Here is a 17363-nt window from a genome sequence, read left to right as displayed (position 1 = left end):
CACAAAGGATATGAATATGTTTTTTCGCAAACTTTTGTTTAGCACTGCGATGATCAATGCAACGACAGGTTGCGTGTCTTACCAGGCACAACAAGCCGCCGCTCAAACAGTAAATAATACAGGCGCCGTGCTTACCAATGTGATTAAAACTACGATTGCTCAGCCATGTAATGTTGCAATCACTGCTGCTAGCTTGTTTTATCCGCATGCCATATTTATGACTAGTGTTCCGACTCAAGCATGTACAAGCGTTCTTAGATAATGCGAAAGTGATAAGCATAAAAAATGGCGACTCTATCGTCGCCATTTTTAAGCATCAATGCTATTTATAGTTACAGCGTCAATAAGTAATTAACTAATTGATTGTACTCGTCGTAAGTACGAATTTCGTTGGCCAAAACAATGTATTTATTGTTCACAACCACACCTGGAACCCCTCTTAACGTGCTGGCTGCAAATTGTTTGTCAAAGCCTTTCTGCATTGAGTTTACGGCAAAGCTATTGTAAGCGGCATCAAACTTCTTACCTTCTACGCCATTATCAACGAAGAGCTGTTTCAGCTCAGCGTCATCTTTTGGCGCTTGTCGCTTTTGATGAATTTGGGCAAACATGGCAGGAATCATTGTATCTTCAACCCCGAGCGATACCATCGTCGCGTAGGACTTGGCCATCGGAATCGCCATATCTCCGCCCATGAACCCCACATGTACCTTTTCAAACTTTGCCTCTTTTGGCAGAGCAGGTTTTAAACGCTCAATAAGCGACTCAAACTTGTAGCAATGTGGGCAATAAAAAGAAAAGAATTCCGTCACAACAGGTTTCGATGCTTTCTTAACATCCAGAACTTTGTAGTGCTTCCCTTCTTCAAATTGCGCTGCGTGAGCGGTAAAAGTCAGTAAAAGTGCACTACATAAGGCAAGTAGTTTTTTCATTGTTTATTTCCTTGTGGCATTCAAATGCCAAATCATTTCATTTGGTAAAAAGGGGGGACCCCAAGTAATTTGAGATGAGGAATTAAACAATCGGAGGACGATAAAGCTTGGTGATCACTGTCACTACTTTTTCGACTAAAGGCCTATCAATCAATGCAAGGCTGCAAGGAAGAAGCAGTAAGTCGTTTTGAGATAAGTTGGCGGGAATTTTGACCATGCAGGAAGAGCTACAACTCGTGTGAGACTGTTGCACCTTATTGATAGTTGACTCATCGTGATGTGACTCTACGCAGTCGTCATTGACGCCAAGTTGTTTGTGCAGAGCAGCCTGTTGAACAATAATATCGCGTACTTCAATTGTTTTCACCGGGGCTGAAGCCTTCGCCATAGGAGCGACACTGCTCAAAAGCATAGCGGCTAAACAAACTATCGCGGTCAACAATGTACGGTTAAACTTCAACATAGCTACATCAACAAAAATGGTGATTTAAGATAATACATGATAACGATTTGACTTCAAGATACGGACTCTGAGTTCCGCCTCGCCTAAAAACTTGGTACGTTAACGGTTCTATATCCTTGAGGCTTCTCAATACCGCTCCCCTCTCACATGAACTCATAGCGATTAAGCTATTCATCATTCAGATAGTTCTTCACCTGATACCAGCGACAATTCGATAAAACTTGAAATCGTTATGAAACACGAGTAATAGTTAGAGCAGTTTTTGTACGAACAAGGAAAGATCAATGCTTAAAAAGAGATTCTTTAAGACAAAAGATGAAGTTGAAGTCACGTTCGAGCTAGATAAAGACCAGTGGGACTCCATCCATATTGCTGGGGATTTTAACAACTGGCAGCCAGAACCGATGAAATTAGTGAAGAAAAGCCGTCAATTTAAATTTAAAACGCGCTTACCTAAAGAGCAGAATGTTCAGTTCCGCTACTTGCTCAATGATGCAAAGTGGGAAAACGATCCTCAAGCCGACGCTTATGTTCCCAATGCTTTTGGCAGCGACAACAGCGTCGTGTGCACCACCGAATAAAACGTAAGTTCACTCTAATATTCCATATTAAGGCGCAGCAGTTGCGCCTTTTTTAGCCTCTTCATAATGTGATTAATGATTAAGTTTGAATCATTACTTGGGGTATTTATCGAATCAACTCATCCGATAACCTTATTCTGAGAAAGCTTTATTTGAAATAATTCGTAAATTTGTTTAAGTTCCAGTGATATTAAATATTGTATACATCACTCAAATGAACGCACAACAAGTCAAACCATCTTTAATCATCGTGGAAGACGATCCCAAATTACAAGCTATGCTGGGAGAGTATTTTGTTGAACAAGGTTTCCAGGTCAAATGTATCGACAACGGGACAGACGCACCCGAAGCGATTATTGACACACAGCCAGACGTGGTTTTGTTAGATTTGATGCTACCTGGACAAGACGGCCTGAGCGTATGTCGTCAAATCCGTGAATGCTACAAAGGCAAAGTGTTGATGCTGACAGCGAGTGATGACGACTTCGATCACGTCGCCGCATTAGAAATTGGCGCCGATGACTTTGTTACCAAGCCAATCAAACCTCGTGTGCTGCTGGCACGCATTCGCATGCTATTGAGAAGAAAAGAGGCAGCCTCTACCGAGTCCGAAAACGGTCTACAAATTGGAGTACTGTGTTTAAACCGATTACGTAAATCATGCGTCATGAACCAGGAAGAAATTGCGCTGACTGACGGTGAGTTCGATTTATTATGGATTCTCGCAACACACGCAGAAAAAACACTCTCACGTGAGTGGTTAACGAAAACACTACGTGGTATTGAGTACGACGGTACAGATCGCACCATTGACAACCGTATTGTGACATTGAGAAAAAAATTAGGCGATGTCTCTTGCTCTCCACAAAAAATCATCACGGTTCGCGGCAAAGGCTACCTATTTATGCCTGATGCATGGAATGAATAATGAGACGGATTTATCTGGAAAGCTTTGTCGGTCTTATCATTCTATTTATGGTGAGTTTGTGGGGTTACGAATTCTTGGTCTATGAGATCAACACAGATTACGATTACCTGCTACAAGAGCAAGAAGGTCAAGCTTTCCACGATCTTATCTACCCTATCTACGAAGAGCACGGACTAGAATACACTCAACAACAGCTTGAGCAATTTGCCACGTCCAGCCATCGCTTGTTGATTCCTCACACGCTCGAAGAACTTCCAGAGGACATCAGAAAAGCATTTGAAAGTGACACCTCTGTTAACGTGGCTTACGACGAAGAAAGGGATATATGGTTCCGCCTAGATGCGGACACCCCTATTTTCAAAATGATCGATGATCCGGATAGCTCAGTTATTCAGGCGATTAACTTTGATGACAACATTGTATGGTTATTCTTTTTAGCCGGATTTGCTCTGTATTGCATACTGCTGATCTGGTTTTTGAGCCGTCGAATTCGTGAGTTAGAAAGAGTCACGGTAGAGTTTGCTTCAGGCAACTTCAAAGCACGAGCAAGCACCTCAAGCGCCAAGTCCGTTGGAACGCTGAACAAAAGCTTTAATACGATGGCTGACAAAGTTTCTCGCCTGATCACTAGCAATAAAATGCTGACCAATGCAGTTGCGCATGAATTACGCACTCCTATTTTTCGTTTACAGTGGCAAGCTGACTTGTTATCGGACTCTACATTAACCGAACAACAGAAAAAGCATATACGTAGTATCGTCGAGGACATTGACGAGATGGAAGACATGGTTGAAGAGCTGCTTTATTACGCCAAAATGGAACGCCCAGATACGGCGTTGCAAACAGAAAACGTAGCGCTCGCCAAGTTAGTTAATGAGTTAAAACAGAGATGGCAAAAAGAGACCAAATTATCTATCTCACTCAATGAAACAAACTCTGAAAACGCGCGCGCATTCGCCGATCCAAAACTGCTAAAACGTGCCTTGGATAATCTGCTACGCAATGCAATGCGATACGCAAATACTCAAATTATGGTTGAGATAAAAAGTGATCAGCAAAGCTGCTTAATCCATGTACATGATGATGGTATAGGTATAGAAGAGCAGCATTGGCCTCACCTTTTTGAAGCATTTTATAGCGCCGATGAGTCCCGAAACAAAAACACGAGTGGATTTGGGCTTGGTTTGGCGATCGTCAGGCAGATAATGGAACTTCAACATGGCGAGGTTTCGATTTCTCATAGCCCACTTGGTGGTGCTTGCTTCACACTTCGTCTTCCAAAATCAGACAGTTAAGTTAACGTCTTTCCTCCTTTACAGAAGACGACACTTCAATACACTCCAGCGACAGAGCTCAACAATAAAACAGTGTACATTTAATCCATAAATTCACAGAACAAATGGATAATACTCATGTACAAACCTTTTATTCTGGTTATGACGTTTGCCTCTACTCTTAGCGCTTGTACTTATAATCAAAAGCCTGTTGTCGACATGACCAATGTTGATCCTGCTAAATATGAACAAGATTTTCTTTATTGCCAAGGGTATGCGGACAACGTAGACAAAACGGAAGCTGCAAAATCTGAAGCCGCTAATGGCGCAGTTACAGGTGCACTAATTGGGGCAGCAGCTGGAGCGCTAGAAAGCGGGATAGGTGGGGCTGCTGTGGGTGCCGCTGCAGGCGGTGCTGTAGGAGCAGGGGCCGGAGCGTTGAGTGGAAGCAATGACTCCACCAAAACACAATCTCTTGTACTGCGAAAATGCCTTCAGAATAAAGGCTATACCGTCTACGACCTTGATTAATTCAACTCTTTTTTCTTATTCAAACCCTATATCGTTGTGTGATGAATGCCATTCACAAATGTTTCACGCAAGAACGATTAGTCTCTTTTCATCGTTTGGATAGATGCACAATTTAAATTATTAAGCTGTAGTAAGGTCATATTTTGAAGCCAGGAAAAACAGGTCTACGCCGTGTCATGGATGCGACCGGCTATTCATTTCAGGGATTGAAAGCCGCATGGAAATACGAAGCCGCCTTCAGACAAGAATTGACTCTAGCCTTAGTGCTTTCCGTCTGTGCTTTTTTCCTTCCAGTCACCACATTTGAAAGAGTACTGATGATCAGTAGCGTGTTATTGGTCCTGATCGTCGAACTTATTAATTCCGCCGTAGAAGCGGTTGTCGACCGTGTTAGCGATGACTGGCACGAGCTCAGTGGTAGAGCCAAAGATATCGGCTCGGCTGCAGTATTTGTTGCGCTCACTCTTGCCCTTTTTGTTTGGGCTTCGTTCTTGCTCTGATTTTGATTCAAGACATTTACTTATGAAGACACATAATTTGCAACAAAAAGGTATCTCGTACGTTACCTTTACTTTCTTGTTGGCACTCTATTTCGCGCTGGTTGTAAACATTCCTATTTACAAAGAGCTGAATGGTATTTTTTCAAGCCTAGATAATGTCAAAATTGGTTTTATTATTACGATACCCATTTTCTTTCTTGCCGCGCTCAATTTCCTTTTTAACTTATTTAGTTGGCCTTGGGTTGGAAAGCCATTCTTTATTATTTTGCTCATAATTTCGAGTATGGTGAGCTACGCAAGTTACAACTATGGCACGCTTTTCGATTCTGGAATGATTGCTAATATTGCTGAAACCGATTCGAGCGAGGCAAGCTCTTACCTGAGTACTTATTCTGTAATCTGGACGCTACTTATGGGGGGCGTCCCTGCGATGATTGTCTATAAGGTCAAGTTGCAATCTCAGCGCCACCAATTGCTGTATTTTTCTCTCACGAAGTTGGTGTCGATGTTGTCATCTCTTGCAGTAATTGCTGTTATTGCCAGTGTTTACTACCAAGACTATGCATCTGTCGGTCGCAATAACAGCTATCTGAAAAAAATCATTATTCCCACTCAATTCGTTTACAGCGCGACTGGGTATGTAAAGGAGAAATACTTCACCACGCCAGAGCCGTATCGCGAGATTGGAATCGATGCAAAGCAGTCAGATAGCGCAGTAAAGCAAGCACAGAACAAGCCGACACTACTGGTGTTTGTTGTCGGAGAAACCGCTCGAACGCAGAACTACCAACTCAATGGCTATAAGCGAGAGACAAACCCTTACACCAGTAAGCTGGATGTGATTTCATTTCAAGAGGTTGCGTCTTGTGGCACTGCAACTGCAGTATCTGTGCCTTGCATGTTTTCTCAGCTCACGCGAAGCGAGTTTGAACGGACCAAGGCAGATAACCAAGATAATGCTCTCGACATCATGCAGCGCGCTGGAGTTGACCTCATCTGGAAAGAAAACGACGGCGGAGACAAAGAAGTCGCCCACAAGATCAAGAAAATTGAAGTTAACCGAAAGCAAGCAAGTCCTCTGTGTAACGGTCAAACCTGTTACGATATGGCGCTGTTAGATCACTTTGATCAAGAAGTTGCGGATATGCACGGCAATCGCGTTGTCGCCATGCATCTTATAGGAAGCCATGGTCCTACCTACTTCCAGCGTTATCCTAGAGACAAAGCTTTTTTTCAAACCAGACTGCCCACGTGCAGATATAGAAAACTGTAGCGTCGAACAAATCGTGAATACGTACGACAATACGATACGCTACACTGATCTTGTATTGGCAGAAACTATCAACAAACTCAAAGCATTAGAGTCTCAATATAATACCGCTCTCATCTACGTATCGGATCATGGTGAATCATTAGGCGAAAACGGATTGTTCTTACATGGCATGCCTTACGGCCTTGCACCAGACTTCCAAAAACGTGTTCCTTTGCTCATGTGGCTATCTTCCGGCTTTAAGCAAGTGAAACAAATCAACACCGACTGTTTGTCGAATGAAGCGCAAAAGGCAGGCCAGTACTCACATGATAACGTATTCCACTCTTTATTAGGCATTATGGATGTACAAACCCAAACCTACGACGACAAGTTAGATATATTCAAAGATTGCCGCACGACTTCCTAAGTGGACCAACAAAGCCTGACTCAAAATGTGAGTCAGGCTCTTTTCTAACAAGGCATTTAAACTCATCAGCTTGCCAAGCGTTATACTACAACCTGCCATCCATACATCGAAATAAGGACTAGGATGAAAATTGGTATTATTGGTTTAGGAGATATTGCTCAGAAAGCATACCTTCCCGTTATCACTCAGCTTCCAAATATCGAACTTGTATTTTGTACCCGCAACGCAAATGCACTTGAGAGTCTGGCTAAGCAATATCGAATCTCAGAGACCTGTCAAGACTACCAGCAGCTTCTGCACTTTGGCGTAGATGCTGTAATGATTCATGCGGCAACAAGCGTACATCCTCAAATCGCAGCATTCTTTTTGCAACATGGAATCCCAACCTTTGTCGACAAACCATTAGCGGACAATGCTGATGACGTGGAAAAACTGTACGATATTGCCGAAAAAGAAAAACAACCACTTTATGTGGGCTTCAACCGACGTCATATTCCGCTTTACAACCAACACATGCCAGAGGTACAGCAAGGCAACATTTCTGACCTAAAATCGCTACGCTGGGAAAAGAACCGTCACCAACTACCAGGCGATATTCGTACCTTTATATTTGATGATTTTATTCACCCATTAGACAGTATTAACGTGACAGCCAAAACCGATTTAAAAGAGGCTTACATAACGCATCAGCTTGAGGGTGACCAATTGGCGCGTTTAGATATTCAGTGGCAACACGGAGATACTTTACTCCACGCTTCGATGAATCGTCACTTCGGTGTGACTGTGGAGCGCGTTCAAGCTTGTTATGCTAACAAAGCAGTGGAATTCGACTCTTTCGTTGAAGGGAAACGATGGCAAGCGAACCAAGAGCAAAAAATCAATTTGAAAGATTGGACGCCAATGCTGACGAGCAAAGGTTTTCATGCGATGTTGCTCGACTGGTTTAGCGTCGTTGAATCTGGAAAAATCGCTAGTGAAGTAGTGAAACGCAACATTGCTAGCCATCAGTTAGCAGAGCAAATTTGTCAATATATCGAGAAAGTTACCTCTAGGTAGCTTAATTCTTGGCTATGTGCTTAATCGAGTATTACGCTCTATACTAAAACAAACGTAGCTTCAGAGAGTCATTCATTCTCTGTTAATACGTATTCGGCTATTCTATCAAGCAAGTGAATGAGGGAACGGCTCACGTTCATTAACGGATCGGTTGGTGGTTTTAGTTTTACATTACGATCCCCTCAGGAACCAGCATCATCACATTCAAGAGTAAAGGAAATAGAATGAGAACACTCGGTAACATCATTTGGTTTGTATTTGGTGGCGTATTTATGGGGTTGCTATGGTGGTTTTTCGGTATCTTAGCCTTTATTAGCATCATCGGAATACCTTGGGGGCGTGCGTGTATCGTTATGGGTAATTTTTCCTTTTTCCCATTCGGAAAAGAAGCCATTTCACGCGATGAATTGACCAATGAAATGGACATTGGTACGAGCCCTCTAGGCGTTATCGGTAACGTCCTTTGGTTTGTCTTTGCAGGCCTTTGGTTAGCAATCGGTCACGTACTTTCCGCCGCAGCGTGTTTTGTAACCATCATTGGTATTCCGTTTGCACTCCAACACCTGAAGCTTGCGGTTATTTCACTCGCACCAATTGGTAAAACGGTTGTGTCGTCAGAAGAAGCTGCAATGGCTCGGTACAATATCAACCGCTAACAAACAGCCAATATACTTTCTATCCTCTGGGCCGTCGTGCTCAGAGGGCAACTCCCGTCAAAAGTAAGCCTATTATCGCTATCGCATATTCAATAATGGTTGATTGTATATCCATACCGTCACCTTTAAGTTGAAGTTCATCCTAGCTCTGCACTACTTTATTTTTTATTAATCAATGGATTAGCTTAACTCTCCAAGCTCACCCACGCTCAAAAATAAGTATTATTTCTGCTCCTCCAAATTGAGTTCATTTACGAAAAGTCGAACTATAAGCATAGTTGATATTAATGATTTTTGACGATAAATAACTCACACCAATCCAGCGATAGTTCCAGCGTTTACTTTTTCTCAGTAAACGCAAGCCGTTACGAAAGCAGGTTTCTTCCCGATCAAAGCCACCACTTCGCATCACTATCGCTTTTCTTTAAAAGGCAACAAATATTCGTTGTTATCTTGAGTAAATTATTTTGTTTGTCGCATTTAAGTTCAATCAATATTATTCGCGACATCAGAGAAATAGATCATTGAGCTCCTTAGCATTTATCACAGACATAGAACGTAAAGCCCCTTTTTTTGCTCGTTTTTCTTTTTACAAATGTTCTAACTCAACGTCTATTCAGACAGGAATACACCGTGGATAAATATCAAGCTGCTTATGCCAAACGTCTAGAGAAGTTAAAGGGTAATCAATCTCCAAAAACGATAGCCCGTTTTTCGGCTTGGGAGGCATTTCTTAACAAAGAGTACGAACTCCAAGACTTAGAATACCAACTATCAGACGCAGCACACCTACACTATGAGCAATCTCATGTGAAAAATGATATTTCTTTTAAGGCGTTCAAGCGGGCGTTCTATAACGAATCCATCAAAATCTACAACCTAACCGATGGCGCCTCTATACAGAAAGTATTCACTCCGCTGCTCGCATTAACGACAGTTTGGGTGCTATTTATCTGCTTTTTTGACAAGTGATCATCACTTTTATTAGAACAACAAACTTAGGGCGCTTGCATTATGATTCCAAACGATAACCAGACGCACAACGCCCCACTTAAATATAAAAAAGGAGTTTGATCTTGTATGTCTAAGATGACACTTCTTTTAATTACAACAACGATCAGTATCGGAATTACAGGCGCCGCTTTCTGTGTGGGAGTGACATATTTATTCAGTGCGCTTTCACTAAATGAGCTGCTCAATAACCTGTAACTCCCTAGGCTTAATATAAAAAGGGCATCCATCGATGCCCTTTTCTTTTACTTAAGGAGATGCACTAGCACTTAGGACCACTTGGGTATAAAGCCGTTATGCGTTAAGCTGCATTCTATTCATCCAATAGGTAAAGAATGGAACACAGTGATGGAACAAGTAGGAGAGCGTGCATTGATTGTCGAAGGTGGTGCGATGCGAGGTGTATTTTCTTGCGGCATACTCGATCATTTTCTCGCTAACGAGTTCTCTCCATTTGATAGCTTTTGGGGCGTATCGGCGGGCGCAAGTAACTTGGCGGCGTATTTAGCTAAAATGCCCGGGCGCAACTTAAAAATCTATCTCGATTACAGTTTAAGGAAAGAATTCATCTCACCATCTCAGATTCTACGTGGCGGCGATATGATGAACTTAGATTGGATGTGGAACGTCACTCTCGAAGAGCTTGGTATCGACAAATCCGCACTAAAAGCGGATTCGAGACCTTTCTTTTTAGGCGTAACACGTCAAGACAATGGCCAAGCCGAGTACCATACTCCTAATATCGACGAGCTCGCAGAAACAATGAAAGCCAGCAGCGCGCTTCCCGTACTTTACCGAAATGGTGTCTTACTGAACGGCACCCGATACGTTGATGGTGGGGTTTCTGATGCCCTTCCTGTCGCAGAAGCAATAAAGCGAGGAGCCAAAAAGATTATGGTTTTACGCAGCCAACCCTCCAGCTATCAAAAGCCGAAAGGAAAGTTCAGCGCGCTAACCAAACGGATGTTGAAAAAAACGCCAGGATTAATTGAGCCGATGTTGACGCGTGAAGTTCGCTACAATCAAACTTTAGCACTGATCGACAATCCACCATCGGGAGTCGAAATCATCCAAGTGTGTCCTCCCGAATCATTTAAATTAAAACGATTGAGTCGCTCGCCAGCACCATTGCGTCAAGCTTATGAGTTAGGTATTGAAGCAGGAAAAGAAGCCATCATGCGATGGAATCAGAAGTAGAAAAAAGCCACGTGGATTAGACGTGGCTAACGCAAATTCGATGGCAGTGGATTATCGTATTTGCTTCTGGTCGAGCCCAATGGTCAGGCTCAAAACTGTTGATAACTGCGCTACTCACAGAAAAGGGAGTTAGGATGTTGATGCTAGTAGCTTTCAAACAATCCTGAATTGTAGTCTTGGATTGCTTGTTCTATTTCTTCCATGCTATTCATTACAAAAGGGCCATAGTGAACCACTGGTTCATTGATTGGTTCGCCAATAAAAATCAGAGCACCACTCTCCTTTTCGGCTTGTAATTCAACCCATTCACCTTTCGATAGAATCGCCATTTCGCCTTGATTGATCTCACGATCTTTTACCTGAATACGTCCTTTATAAACGTAAATCATCATGTTGTGGTCTTGCTCCGTGGTCAAATTCAAAGCGTGACCAACCATCGCTCTCCAATCGGCTACCGTGGCAGCAACACCTGTTTCTGTTAGAGGCCCCTGAATACGTTCGTTGTTTATAGTCAGATGACCAGCAATCAAGCGCACAACGCCCGAGCTTTGAGTTTTGAATTCCGTTATCGTTTCAGGTTGAAAGTCATGATATTGAGCCGGTGCCATCTTATTTTTCGCAGGCTGGTTTATCCAAATTTGGAAACCATGCAATTCACCTTCCTGCATAATAGGCATCTCACTATGAATGACACCTCTTCCTGCCGCCATCCATTGAGCGCCACCAGAACGAAGCTCACCAACATTATCCATGTGGTCACGATGCTGGAAATGACCTTTCAACATGTAAGTAAGCGTCTCGATGCCGCGATGCGGATGAGGAGGAAAGCCACCAACATAATCAGCACGGTCGTCAGACTTAAGTTCATCCATCATCAAAAATGGAGAAAAGCTCGCATTATTAAACCCTGCTACTCGACGAATTTTCACTCCGTCACCATCAGCAGTGGGTTGTGAGTGAATAAGCTGACGAATTTCTCTGAATGTGCTCATACTATTTCTCCTCGTTTACCTTTGTGGCCGCTTGCAAACCGCATGTTCAGCCATGGCTATCGATATGGTTCTATTTTAGATTGAAGAAAAATAATCATGAGCCTTGCTATTTGAGCTACTTATTCAAATTTTTCGAACAGCCCACTTATCCAAGCTGTCGACATATATTTAAAAATAAGTGTAGCTATTTCCTAAACAAGGTGTATAGTAGGCCTTGGCTCTTAGAAGAGAGCTGTTAATGCAACATTTAGTTTAAGTTTCCTCTCAGTAAAATCTTGAATCCCCCAATTCAGACACCTGCGTACAACTTCCTCTTGATTGAACATTCAATAGCTTAGAAAAGATCCACAAAACAAATTCAAATTTTAATGTTTAATTCAAAGGTATTTTTATGTCTAAAGTAAACGGCTCAGTAAAATGGTTTAACGAAACTAAAGGCTTTGGCTTCCTATCTCAAGACAACGGTGGTCAAGATGTATTCGTACACTTCAACGCTATCGTTTCTGACGGTTTCAAAACACTGACTGAAGGTCAGAAAGTAAGCTTCAACGTAGAGCAAGGTAAAAAAGGTCCTCAAGCGACTGAAGTAACTCCTCTATAAGACTGCTTTTCTTGGTGTAGCATGCCCATGCTGCACCAAATCTCTCTCCTTCAAAAATATTCTCACTTTAATCACTCAGCCTAATATCAGGCATTGCTTTGTGCTACCTAAAATAAATAGGATAGTACTGCTTAATTTATTATTTATAGGAAAAATCATGTCCTCAAAAAGAACAGGCCGTCAAAGGCATTGGTATCAATTACTTAACAAAGACAAAATCACTAAGAAACAGGAGAATAAATGTTAGAAATTGAATTTAATCTCGAACAACCTCACACCTCTTGGAACGCTAAAATACATCAATTAAATGGTGATATTTTACGAAGGCACGTATTACCTAAGCTTCATTCTCATAGCTATATGATCGATTTTGAATATTGTGAGAAAACGCAATCTGGAACTATTCTCTGTGATTCAGGTTCAAAGTTAGGAAGTTTTACTGTTAACTAATTCAGTTTTCATGCATTAATGAATGATGCAACTAATTTGGAAGGTATCCAATGGCTAGAAAAAGTAAGAAGCAAGCAGAAAAAGACAAGAAAGAGTCGGAGCAAAACGCGGCGGCGGTAAAACAAAAAACGCGACGCCGTATAGAAGACATTATGGAACAAAGAGAATTTGACAAGTTATTTGATCTATAAGCTATCCTTGACTCTTTCAATTCTCTCTCTGCTCCATCGTTGTGCAAGGTACCGCCACCTACCTTTGCTCAAACGAAGCCTCACTCTTTTCCTCGCTTATAACAACACGATGAGCCTCGTTCACGCTCAAAAACCAATTTGCTCCTCTATACCCAAGTGACTTATACGGTTGCCAGTTACTTTTCTTAGAAAAATCCTTCGACTACTGACAACTAGGTTATTTGCGTATAGCCAAATTGAGAATTTTGCGTATAATCGCCTCGTTTGCTTCGTATAACCCCAATGATATGGTTTGGGGGTCTCTACCAGTTCCCGCAAAGTGCTGATTACGAAGAGTTGAGATCATCGTGGGTCTTACTCTTTGTGATAGCGTTCGATTTATTCTTATCTATACCTATTCTTAGAGTAACTGCATCCACAATACACATAAGGTGGAATATGAACGCATTTATTCAAGGTCTTCCAAAAGTAGAGCTGCACTTACATATCGAAGGTTCACTTGAGCCAGAACTTCTCTTCAAGTTAGCACAACGAAACGGCATCGACATTCCTTACTCTTCTCCGAGTGAACTACGCAGCGCGTATCAGTTCGAAGACTTACAGTCATTCCTTGACCTTTATTACCAAGGGGCGGATGTTTTGCGTACAGAGCAAGACTTTTACGATCTCACTTGGGAATACTTACTGCACTGTAAAGCGGATAACGTTATTCATACCGAAATCTTTTTTGACCCACAAACGCATACAGAGCGCGGTATTGACTTTGACACCGTTATCCACGGGATCGCCCGCGCACTACAAGATGGGCACGAGAAGCTCGGCATTACTTCACAAATCATTGCGTGTTTCCTCCGTCACCTTTCAGAAGAAAGCGCTATGGATACTCTGCAAGCCGTTCTGAAACACCGTGATAAGATCATCGGTGTCGGTCTAGATTCTTCAGAACAAGGCCATCCACCAGCTAAGTTCAAACGAGTATTTAAACAAGCGGTAGAAGCAGGCTTACTGACTGTTGCTCACGCAGGTGAAGAAGGCCCCGCACAAAACATTACCGATGCAATTGAAATGCTTCACGTCAGCCGCGTGGATCATGGTGTTCGCTGTGTTGACGATGAAGCATTAGTCGAGTCGTTAATTGAAAGCAAAATGCCACTGACGGTATGTCCATTATCGAACCTTAAATTGTGTGTATTTGACGATATGAAAGATCACAATATTGTCAAGCTACTGCGCAAAGGTGTCGCTGTGACGATTAATTCGGACGATCCGGTATACTTTGGTGGTTACATGACAGATAACTTTTTAGCCGTCAACAACGCACACCCAATGAGTAAGAATGAACTAGCTCAATTCACAATGAATGCGATTGATGCTAGCTTCATCGATAATGAGTTGAAAGCGAAGTATCGCCATCTCGTTAGTCAATACGTAAGTCAGCATGAAGCGTTGTAATAAAGCCATCAGTGCTACATCTTAGGTCAAACACTTAGGTGGTAAAACCTTACAAAAGCTCTGTGGTTAACCGCATTTATAAGCGCTAGACTGAGAAAGCTAAACTAGCACACAAAAAGGAATAAAATCATGATTCAACAAGGCCAAGCTCTACCAGTTGCGACTCTAAGCGAATTGACTGCCGATGGTATGGTTAACCACGACGTTACTGAGCTGTTTGCAAACAAGAAAGTCGTACTCTTCGCTGTACCTGGCGCATTCACCCCAACGTGCTCGGAAGCTCACCTACCAGGCTATGTGGTATTAGCCGACGAGTTGAAGGCAAAAGGTGTTGATTTAATTGCGTGTGTTTCTGTAAACGATGCATTTGTGATGCAAGCTTGGGGCGAAGCTCAAAACGCTTCAGAAATCCTGATGTTGGGTGATGGCGACGCAAGCTTTACTAAAGCATTGGGACTTGAAATGGATACTGGCGGCTTTGGTGGTATTCGCTCACAACGCTACGCCATGATCATTGAAAACGGCATTGTGACCAAACTTAACGTTGAAGAACCAAAAGAGTTTGAAGCAAGCAAAGCAGAAACGATTTTAGCGGCGCTTTAAGCTTACCCTTAGATACAAAAACGGAAGCCATCGCTTCCGTTTTTTGTTGGCTAACGCATTCTCACAACACTCGTTTGTTGCTTACGCTGCATTTCCGCAAAAGTCAGCACAAATGGGGATGACTGCTTTACGCGGCTCGGCAGTGAAGAAAGCGCATTGTAGGCATCCTGTTTCGTTTTAAAATCGCCAACAGTTACCGTATACCAACGCGTGCCTCGGCTGTTTTTCCAGTTAACCCAAACCGGATGCTTAGGATCGATATAACGAATGTAATCTTTCACATCTTTTTCTTGCTTTAGCGCGAGTACCTGCATCGTGTAATGGTTTGGGTTTAAATAACCATACGCATCCTGAGAGGTCATTACTCCAACACATTGGCCACTATCGACCTGCTGCTGGTAAGGCATAGCGCAGCCCATGAGCGATAAAATCAATGTCAAAGATAAAATCTTGTGCACGTGTCACTCCATTTTTGTTCTAGTTTCTTTTTTCTCGCACTCAAAAACACAAAAATGCTTCTAATTAGGCGAAAATAGCCTATACAAGAAGGTTCGATGTTTTAGCGCAACGAGTATTCCAAAAAAGTAAGGCGACCACGTTGGCCGCCTTAGTAAATTGATTTAATAGAACAATAACAAGATAGAGTGATAATGGCAGAAGTTAGCTGTTTTTTAGAGCCAACTCGCGACCAATTGCTTAAACCAGTCTAAAATTCGCTTGAATAAGCTGCCTTCTTCCACTGATTCCAACGCAACAAGTTCGGCTTCATTCACAACTTTACCTTCGACTTTGTAAAGCACTTTACCAACCACTTGTTGCTCAGAAATTGGCGCTACCAAATCGCCATTATATTCAACTTCAGCTTGTAGCTTTTTCACATGCCCTTTTGGTAAAGTGAGATAAACGTCATTGGCCACGCCTACTTTAAGCTCATCTTGTTCGCCCATCCAAACTCGAGCGTTCGCAACTTCCGTTCCTGCCTCGGTTGGCATTACCGTATCGTAAAAGCGGAAGCCATAACTTAGCAGTTGTTTGCTTTCGGATTCACGGATATTCTCACTTTTTGCTCCCATCACAACAGCAATTAAACGCATGTCACCTTGAGTCGCTGAAGTCGCTAGACTGTAACCAGCACCGCTTGTATAACCAGTTTTCATACCATCGACATTCATACTGCGATCACGAAGCAAGCCATTGCGGTTATATTGCGTAATGCCGTTGTAGGTAAACGAGGTTTCGCTATACAGTGGGTAGATATCAGGTAAGTCACGAATAATAGCTTGACCCAACTTGGCAATGTCATAAGGTGTCGAATATAAACCGTCACTGTCTAGACCATGAGGGTTGGTGAAAGCCGTGTTATTTAATTCAAGCTTAGCAGCCCAACTATTCATCAAGCTTACAAACCCTGACTCACTACCTGCGACATGTTCAGCAATGGCCACACTAGCATCATTACCTGATTGAACAACCAAGCCACGGTATAAGTCAGATAAAGAAACGGAAGTATTGACTTCAATAAACATCTTTGAGGAATCTGGGAAGTTTTTTGCCCAAGCATTTCGGCTAATGACGACCTCATCATCCAAAGTAATATTACCTGCGTTAATTTCTTGACCAGCCACATAAGCCGTCATTAACTTCGTTAAGCTCGCAGGATTTAGCCGTTTATGTGCATCACGTTCAACCAGCACTTTCCCAGTGTGAAAGTCCATCAAAACATAGCCACGAGAACTGAGTTCCGGTGCATTTGGCACAACCGTTGGTGCTGCATAAGCCAACGAAGATACAGCAGCGAACCCTGTAATTAACACTGTGTTTAATATAGTACTTTTTCTCATCATGACATCTTATCTTAGTAGCATTTAAGGCTTACAAACGGTACCCGAATGAATTCAAAGCGCAGGGTTACCTAGGTAAAGAGCGAGTATATTGAAACGGCGCTCAGTTACAGCCACCTTGTTACGATTAGTTACTTTTACTCAATGTTTGTCGAGAATAATGAGAAGTAGGTAGAGCTTTCGTCTAGAAAGATGAGACAAGAGGCGAGAAATCATGCCGTTGTGCTATGTAATTAGTGTTCAGAGAAAAAACCGTACAAGCCAGATCTAAAACTAAGCTTGTACGGGAAAAGATCTGTCTCTTATACACATCTCAAAAAAAAAAGGAAATGAGGATACAAGGTAAAGCAGAACCGGATAACTACGTGGCAGCAGCTGCGGTATTAAGTAGGGTGCAAGCATTAAACTGAGATACTGGGCGTAAA

The 17363-nt window shown here is 42.4% G+C and carries 20 protein-coding genes, 1 pseudogene and 1 riboswitch; of the genes and pseudogenes, 16 read left to right on the top strand and 5 right to left on the bottom strand.

The window, feature by feature from the left end; all coding sequences use genetic code 11:
- The first annotated feature begins 16 nt into the window (after positions 1–16).
- Positions 17–262 carry a hypothetical protein gene (locus tag EX191_RS18720; RefSeq protein ID WP_005373664.1) on the top strand — a complete coding sequence of 82 codons (246 nt, stop codon included), beginning with the start codon at positions 17–19 and terminating at the stop codon, positions 260–262.
- Positions 263–332: 70 nt separating this feature from the next.
- On the opposite strand, the gene EX191_RS18715 is transcribed toward EX191_RS18720, so the two are convergent.
- On the bottom strand, positions 333–932 hold the full coding sequence (locus EX191_RS18715) for a thiol:disulfide interchange protein DsbA/DsbL (RefSeq protein ID WP_104972344.1): 600 nt from the start codon (positions 930–932) through the stop codon (positions 333–335).
- Positions 933–1014: 82 nt separating this feature from the next.
- Complete coding sequence (locus EX191_RS18710) at positions 1015–1395, bottom strand: hypothetical protein (protein WP_193448255.1); 381 nt, start codon at positions 1393–1395, stop codon at positions 1015–1017.
- A gap of 284 nt (positions 1396–1679) precedes the next feature.
- Between EX191_RS18710 and EX191_RS18705 the strand changes: the two genes are divergently transcribed.
- The 10 genes and pseudogenes from EX191_RS18705 (at position 1680) to EX191_RS18660 (ending at position 10808) form a co-directional block, all read left to right on the top strand.
- Positions 1680–1976, top strand: a complete 297-nt coding sequence (locus EX191_RS18705) for an isoamylase early set domain-containing protein (protein ID WP_005396349.1) — start codon at positions 1680–1682, stop codon at positions 1974–1976.
- Between the two features lie 214 nt (positions 1977–2190).
- Positions 2191–2904 (top strand): response regulator, encoded by a 714-nt coding sequence (locus tag EX191_RS18700; RefSeq protein WP_193448254.1) that lies wholly within the window; start codon positions 2191–2193, stop codon positions 2902–2904.
- Positions 2904–4199: an ATP-binding protein gene (locus EX191_RS18695; RefSeq protein WP_193448253.1), complete on the top strand. Its 1296-nt coding sequence runs from the start codon at positions 2904–2906 to the stop codon at positions 4197–4199. The genes EX191_RS18700 and EX191_RS18695 overlap by 1 nt, the downstream gene beginning before the upstream one ends.
- Positions 4200–4316: 117 nt before the next feature.
- A complete protein-coding gene (locus EX191_RS18690) occupies positions 4317–4709 on the top strand; it encodes a glycine zipper family protein (protein ID WP_085343230.1) in 393 nt (130 codons plus the stop codon).
- A gap of 143 nt (positions 4710–4852) precedes the next feature.
- Positions 4853–5209, top strand: a complete 357-nt coding sequence (locus tag EX191_RS18685) for a diacylglycerol kinase (protein ID WP_279287031.1) — start codon at positions 4853–4855, stop codon at positions 5207–5209.
- A gap of 22 nt (positions 5210–5231) precedes the next feature.
- Positions 5232–6888, top strand: a pseudogene (locus tag EX191_RS18680) (phosphoethanolamine transferase).
- A gap of 123 nt (positions 6889–7011) precedes the next feature.
- Positions 7012–7944 carry a Gfo/Idh/MocA family protein gene (locus tag EX191_RS18675; protein ID WP_193448252.1) on the top strand — a complete coding sequence of 311 codons (933 nt, stop codon included), beginning with the start codon at positions 7012–7014 and terminating at the stop codon, positions 7942–7944.
- Positions 7945–8168: 224 nt separating this feature from the next.
- Positions 8169–8600: a YccF domain-containing protein gene (locus EX191_RS18670; protein ID WP_005373685.1), complete on the top strand. Its 432-nt coding sequence runs from the start codon at positions 8169–8171 to the stop codon at positions 8598–8600.
- A 633-nt stretch (positions 8601–9233) separates the two neighbouring features.
- The gene (locus EX191_RS18665) at positions 9234–9572 is read left to right on the top strand and encodes a hypothetical protein (protein WP_193448251.1); all 339 of its coding nucleotides are present in this window, start codon (positions 9234–9236) and stop codon (positions 9570–9572) included.
- 387 nt (positions 9573–9959) lie between these two features.
- Positions 9960–10808: a patatin-like phospholipase family protein gene (locus EX191_RS18660; RefSeq protein WP_193448250.1), complete on the top strand. Its 849-nt coding sequence runs from the start codon at positions 9960–9962 to the stop codon at positions 10806–10808.
- A 143-nt stretch (positions 10809–10951) separates the two neighbouring features.
- Here EX191_RS18660 and EX191_RS18655 read toward each other — a convergent pair whose 3' ends face one another.
- On the bottom strand, positions 10952–11800 hold the full coding sequence (locus EX191_RS18655; protein WP_193448249.1) for a pirin family protein: 849 nt from the start codon (positions 11798–11800) through the stop codon (positions 10952–10954).
- A 391-nt stretch (positions 11801–12191) separates the two neighbouring features.
- Here EX191_RS18655 and cspE point away from each other — a divergent pair, with 391 nt between their 5' ends.
- The 5 genes from cspE (at position 12192) to EX191_RS18630 (ending at position 15097) form a co-directional block, all read left to right on the top strand.
- Positions 12192–12401: a transcription antiterminator/RNA stability regulator CspE gene (gene cspE / locus EX191_RS18650; protein WP_005396336.1), complete on the top strand. Its 210-nt coding sequence runs from the start codon at positions 12192–12194 to the stop codon at positions 12399–12401.
- A gap of 240 nt (positions 12402–12641) precedes the next feature.
- Entirely contained in the window at positions 12642–12851 is a 210-nt protein-coding gene (locus EX191_RS18645; RefSeq protein ID WP_053807947.1) for a hypothetical protein, read from the top strand.
- A gap of 50 nt (positions 12852–12901) precedes the next feature.
- Positions 12902–13042 (top strand): PA3496 family putative envelope integrity protein, encoded by a 141-nt coding sequence (locus EX191_RS18640; protein ID WP_005396335.1) that lies wholly within the window; start codon positions 12902–12904, stop codon positions 13040–13042.
- 249 nt (positions 13043–13291) lie between these two features.
- Positions 13292–13391, top strand: a riboswitch (purine riboswitch).
- Positions 13392–13480: 89 nt separating this feature from the next.
- Positions 13481–14494 carry an adenosine deaminase gene (locus tag EX191_RS18635; RefSeq protein ID WP_193448248.1) on the top strand — a complete coding sequence of 338 codons (1014 nt, stop codon included), beginning with the start codon at positions 13481–13483 and terminating at the stop codon, positions 14492–14494.
- A 129-nt stretch (positions 14495–14623) separates the two neighbouring features.
- Positions 14624–15097, top strand: coding sequence for a peroxiredoxin (locus EX191_RS18630; protein ID WP_005396331.1), 474 nt, complete (start codon positions 14624–14626; stop codon positions 15095–15097).
- A gap of 50 nt (positions 15098–15147) precedes the next feature.
- On the opposite strand, the gene EX191_RS18625 is transcribed toward EX191_RS18630, so the two are convergent.
- Positions 15148–15555, bottom strand: coding sequence for an SPOR domain-containing protein (locus EX191_RS18625; RefSeq protein WP_006741205.1), 408 nt, complete (start codon positions 15553–15555; stop codon positions 15148–15150).
- A gap of 213 nt (positions 15556–15768) precedes the next feature.
- Positions 15769–16938, bottom strand: a complete 1170-nt coding sequence (locus EX191_RS18620) for a D-alanyl-D-alanine carboxypeptidase family protein (protein ID WP_193448247.1) — start codon at positions 16936–16938, stop codon at positions 15769–15771.
- Positions 16939–17363: the final 425 nt, after the last annotated feature.

The sequence above is a fragment of the Vibrio chemaguriensis genome, assembly GCF_012275705.1.
Lineage (GTDB): Bacteria > Pseudomonadota > Gammaproteobacteria > Enterobacterales > Vibrionaceae > Vibrio > Vibrio diabolicus.
Note: the sequence above shows the minus strand (reverse complement) of the source record. Positions and strands in the feature narration are given on the sequence as shown.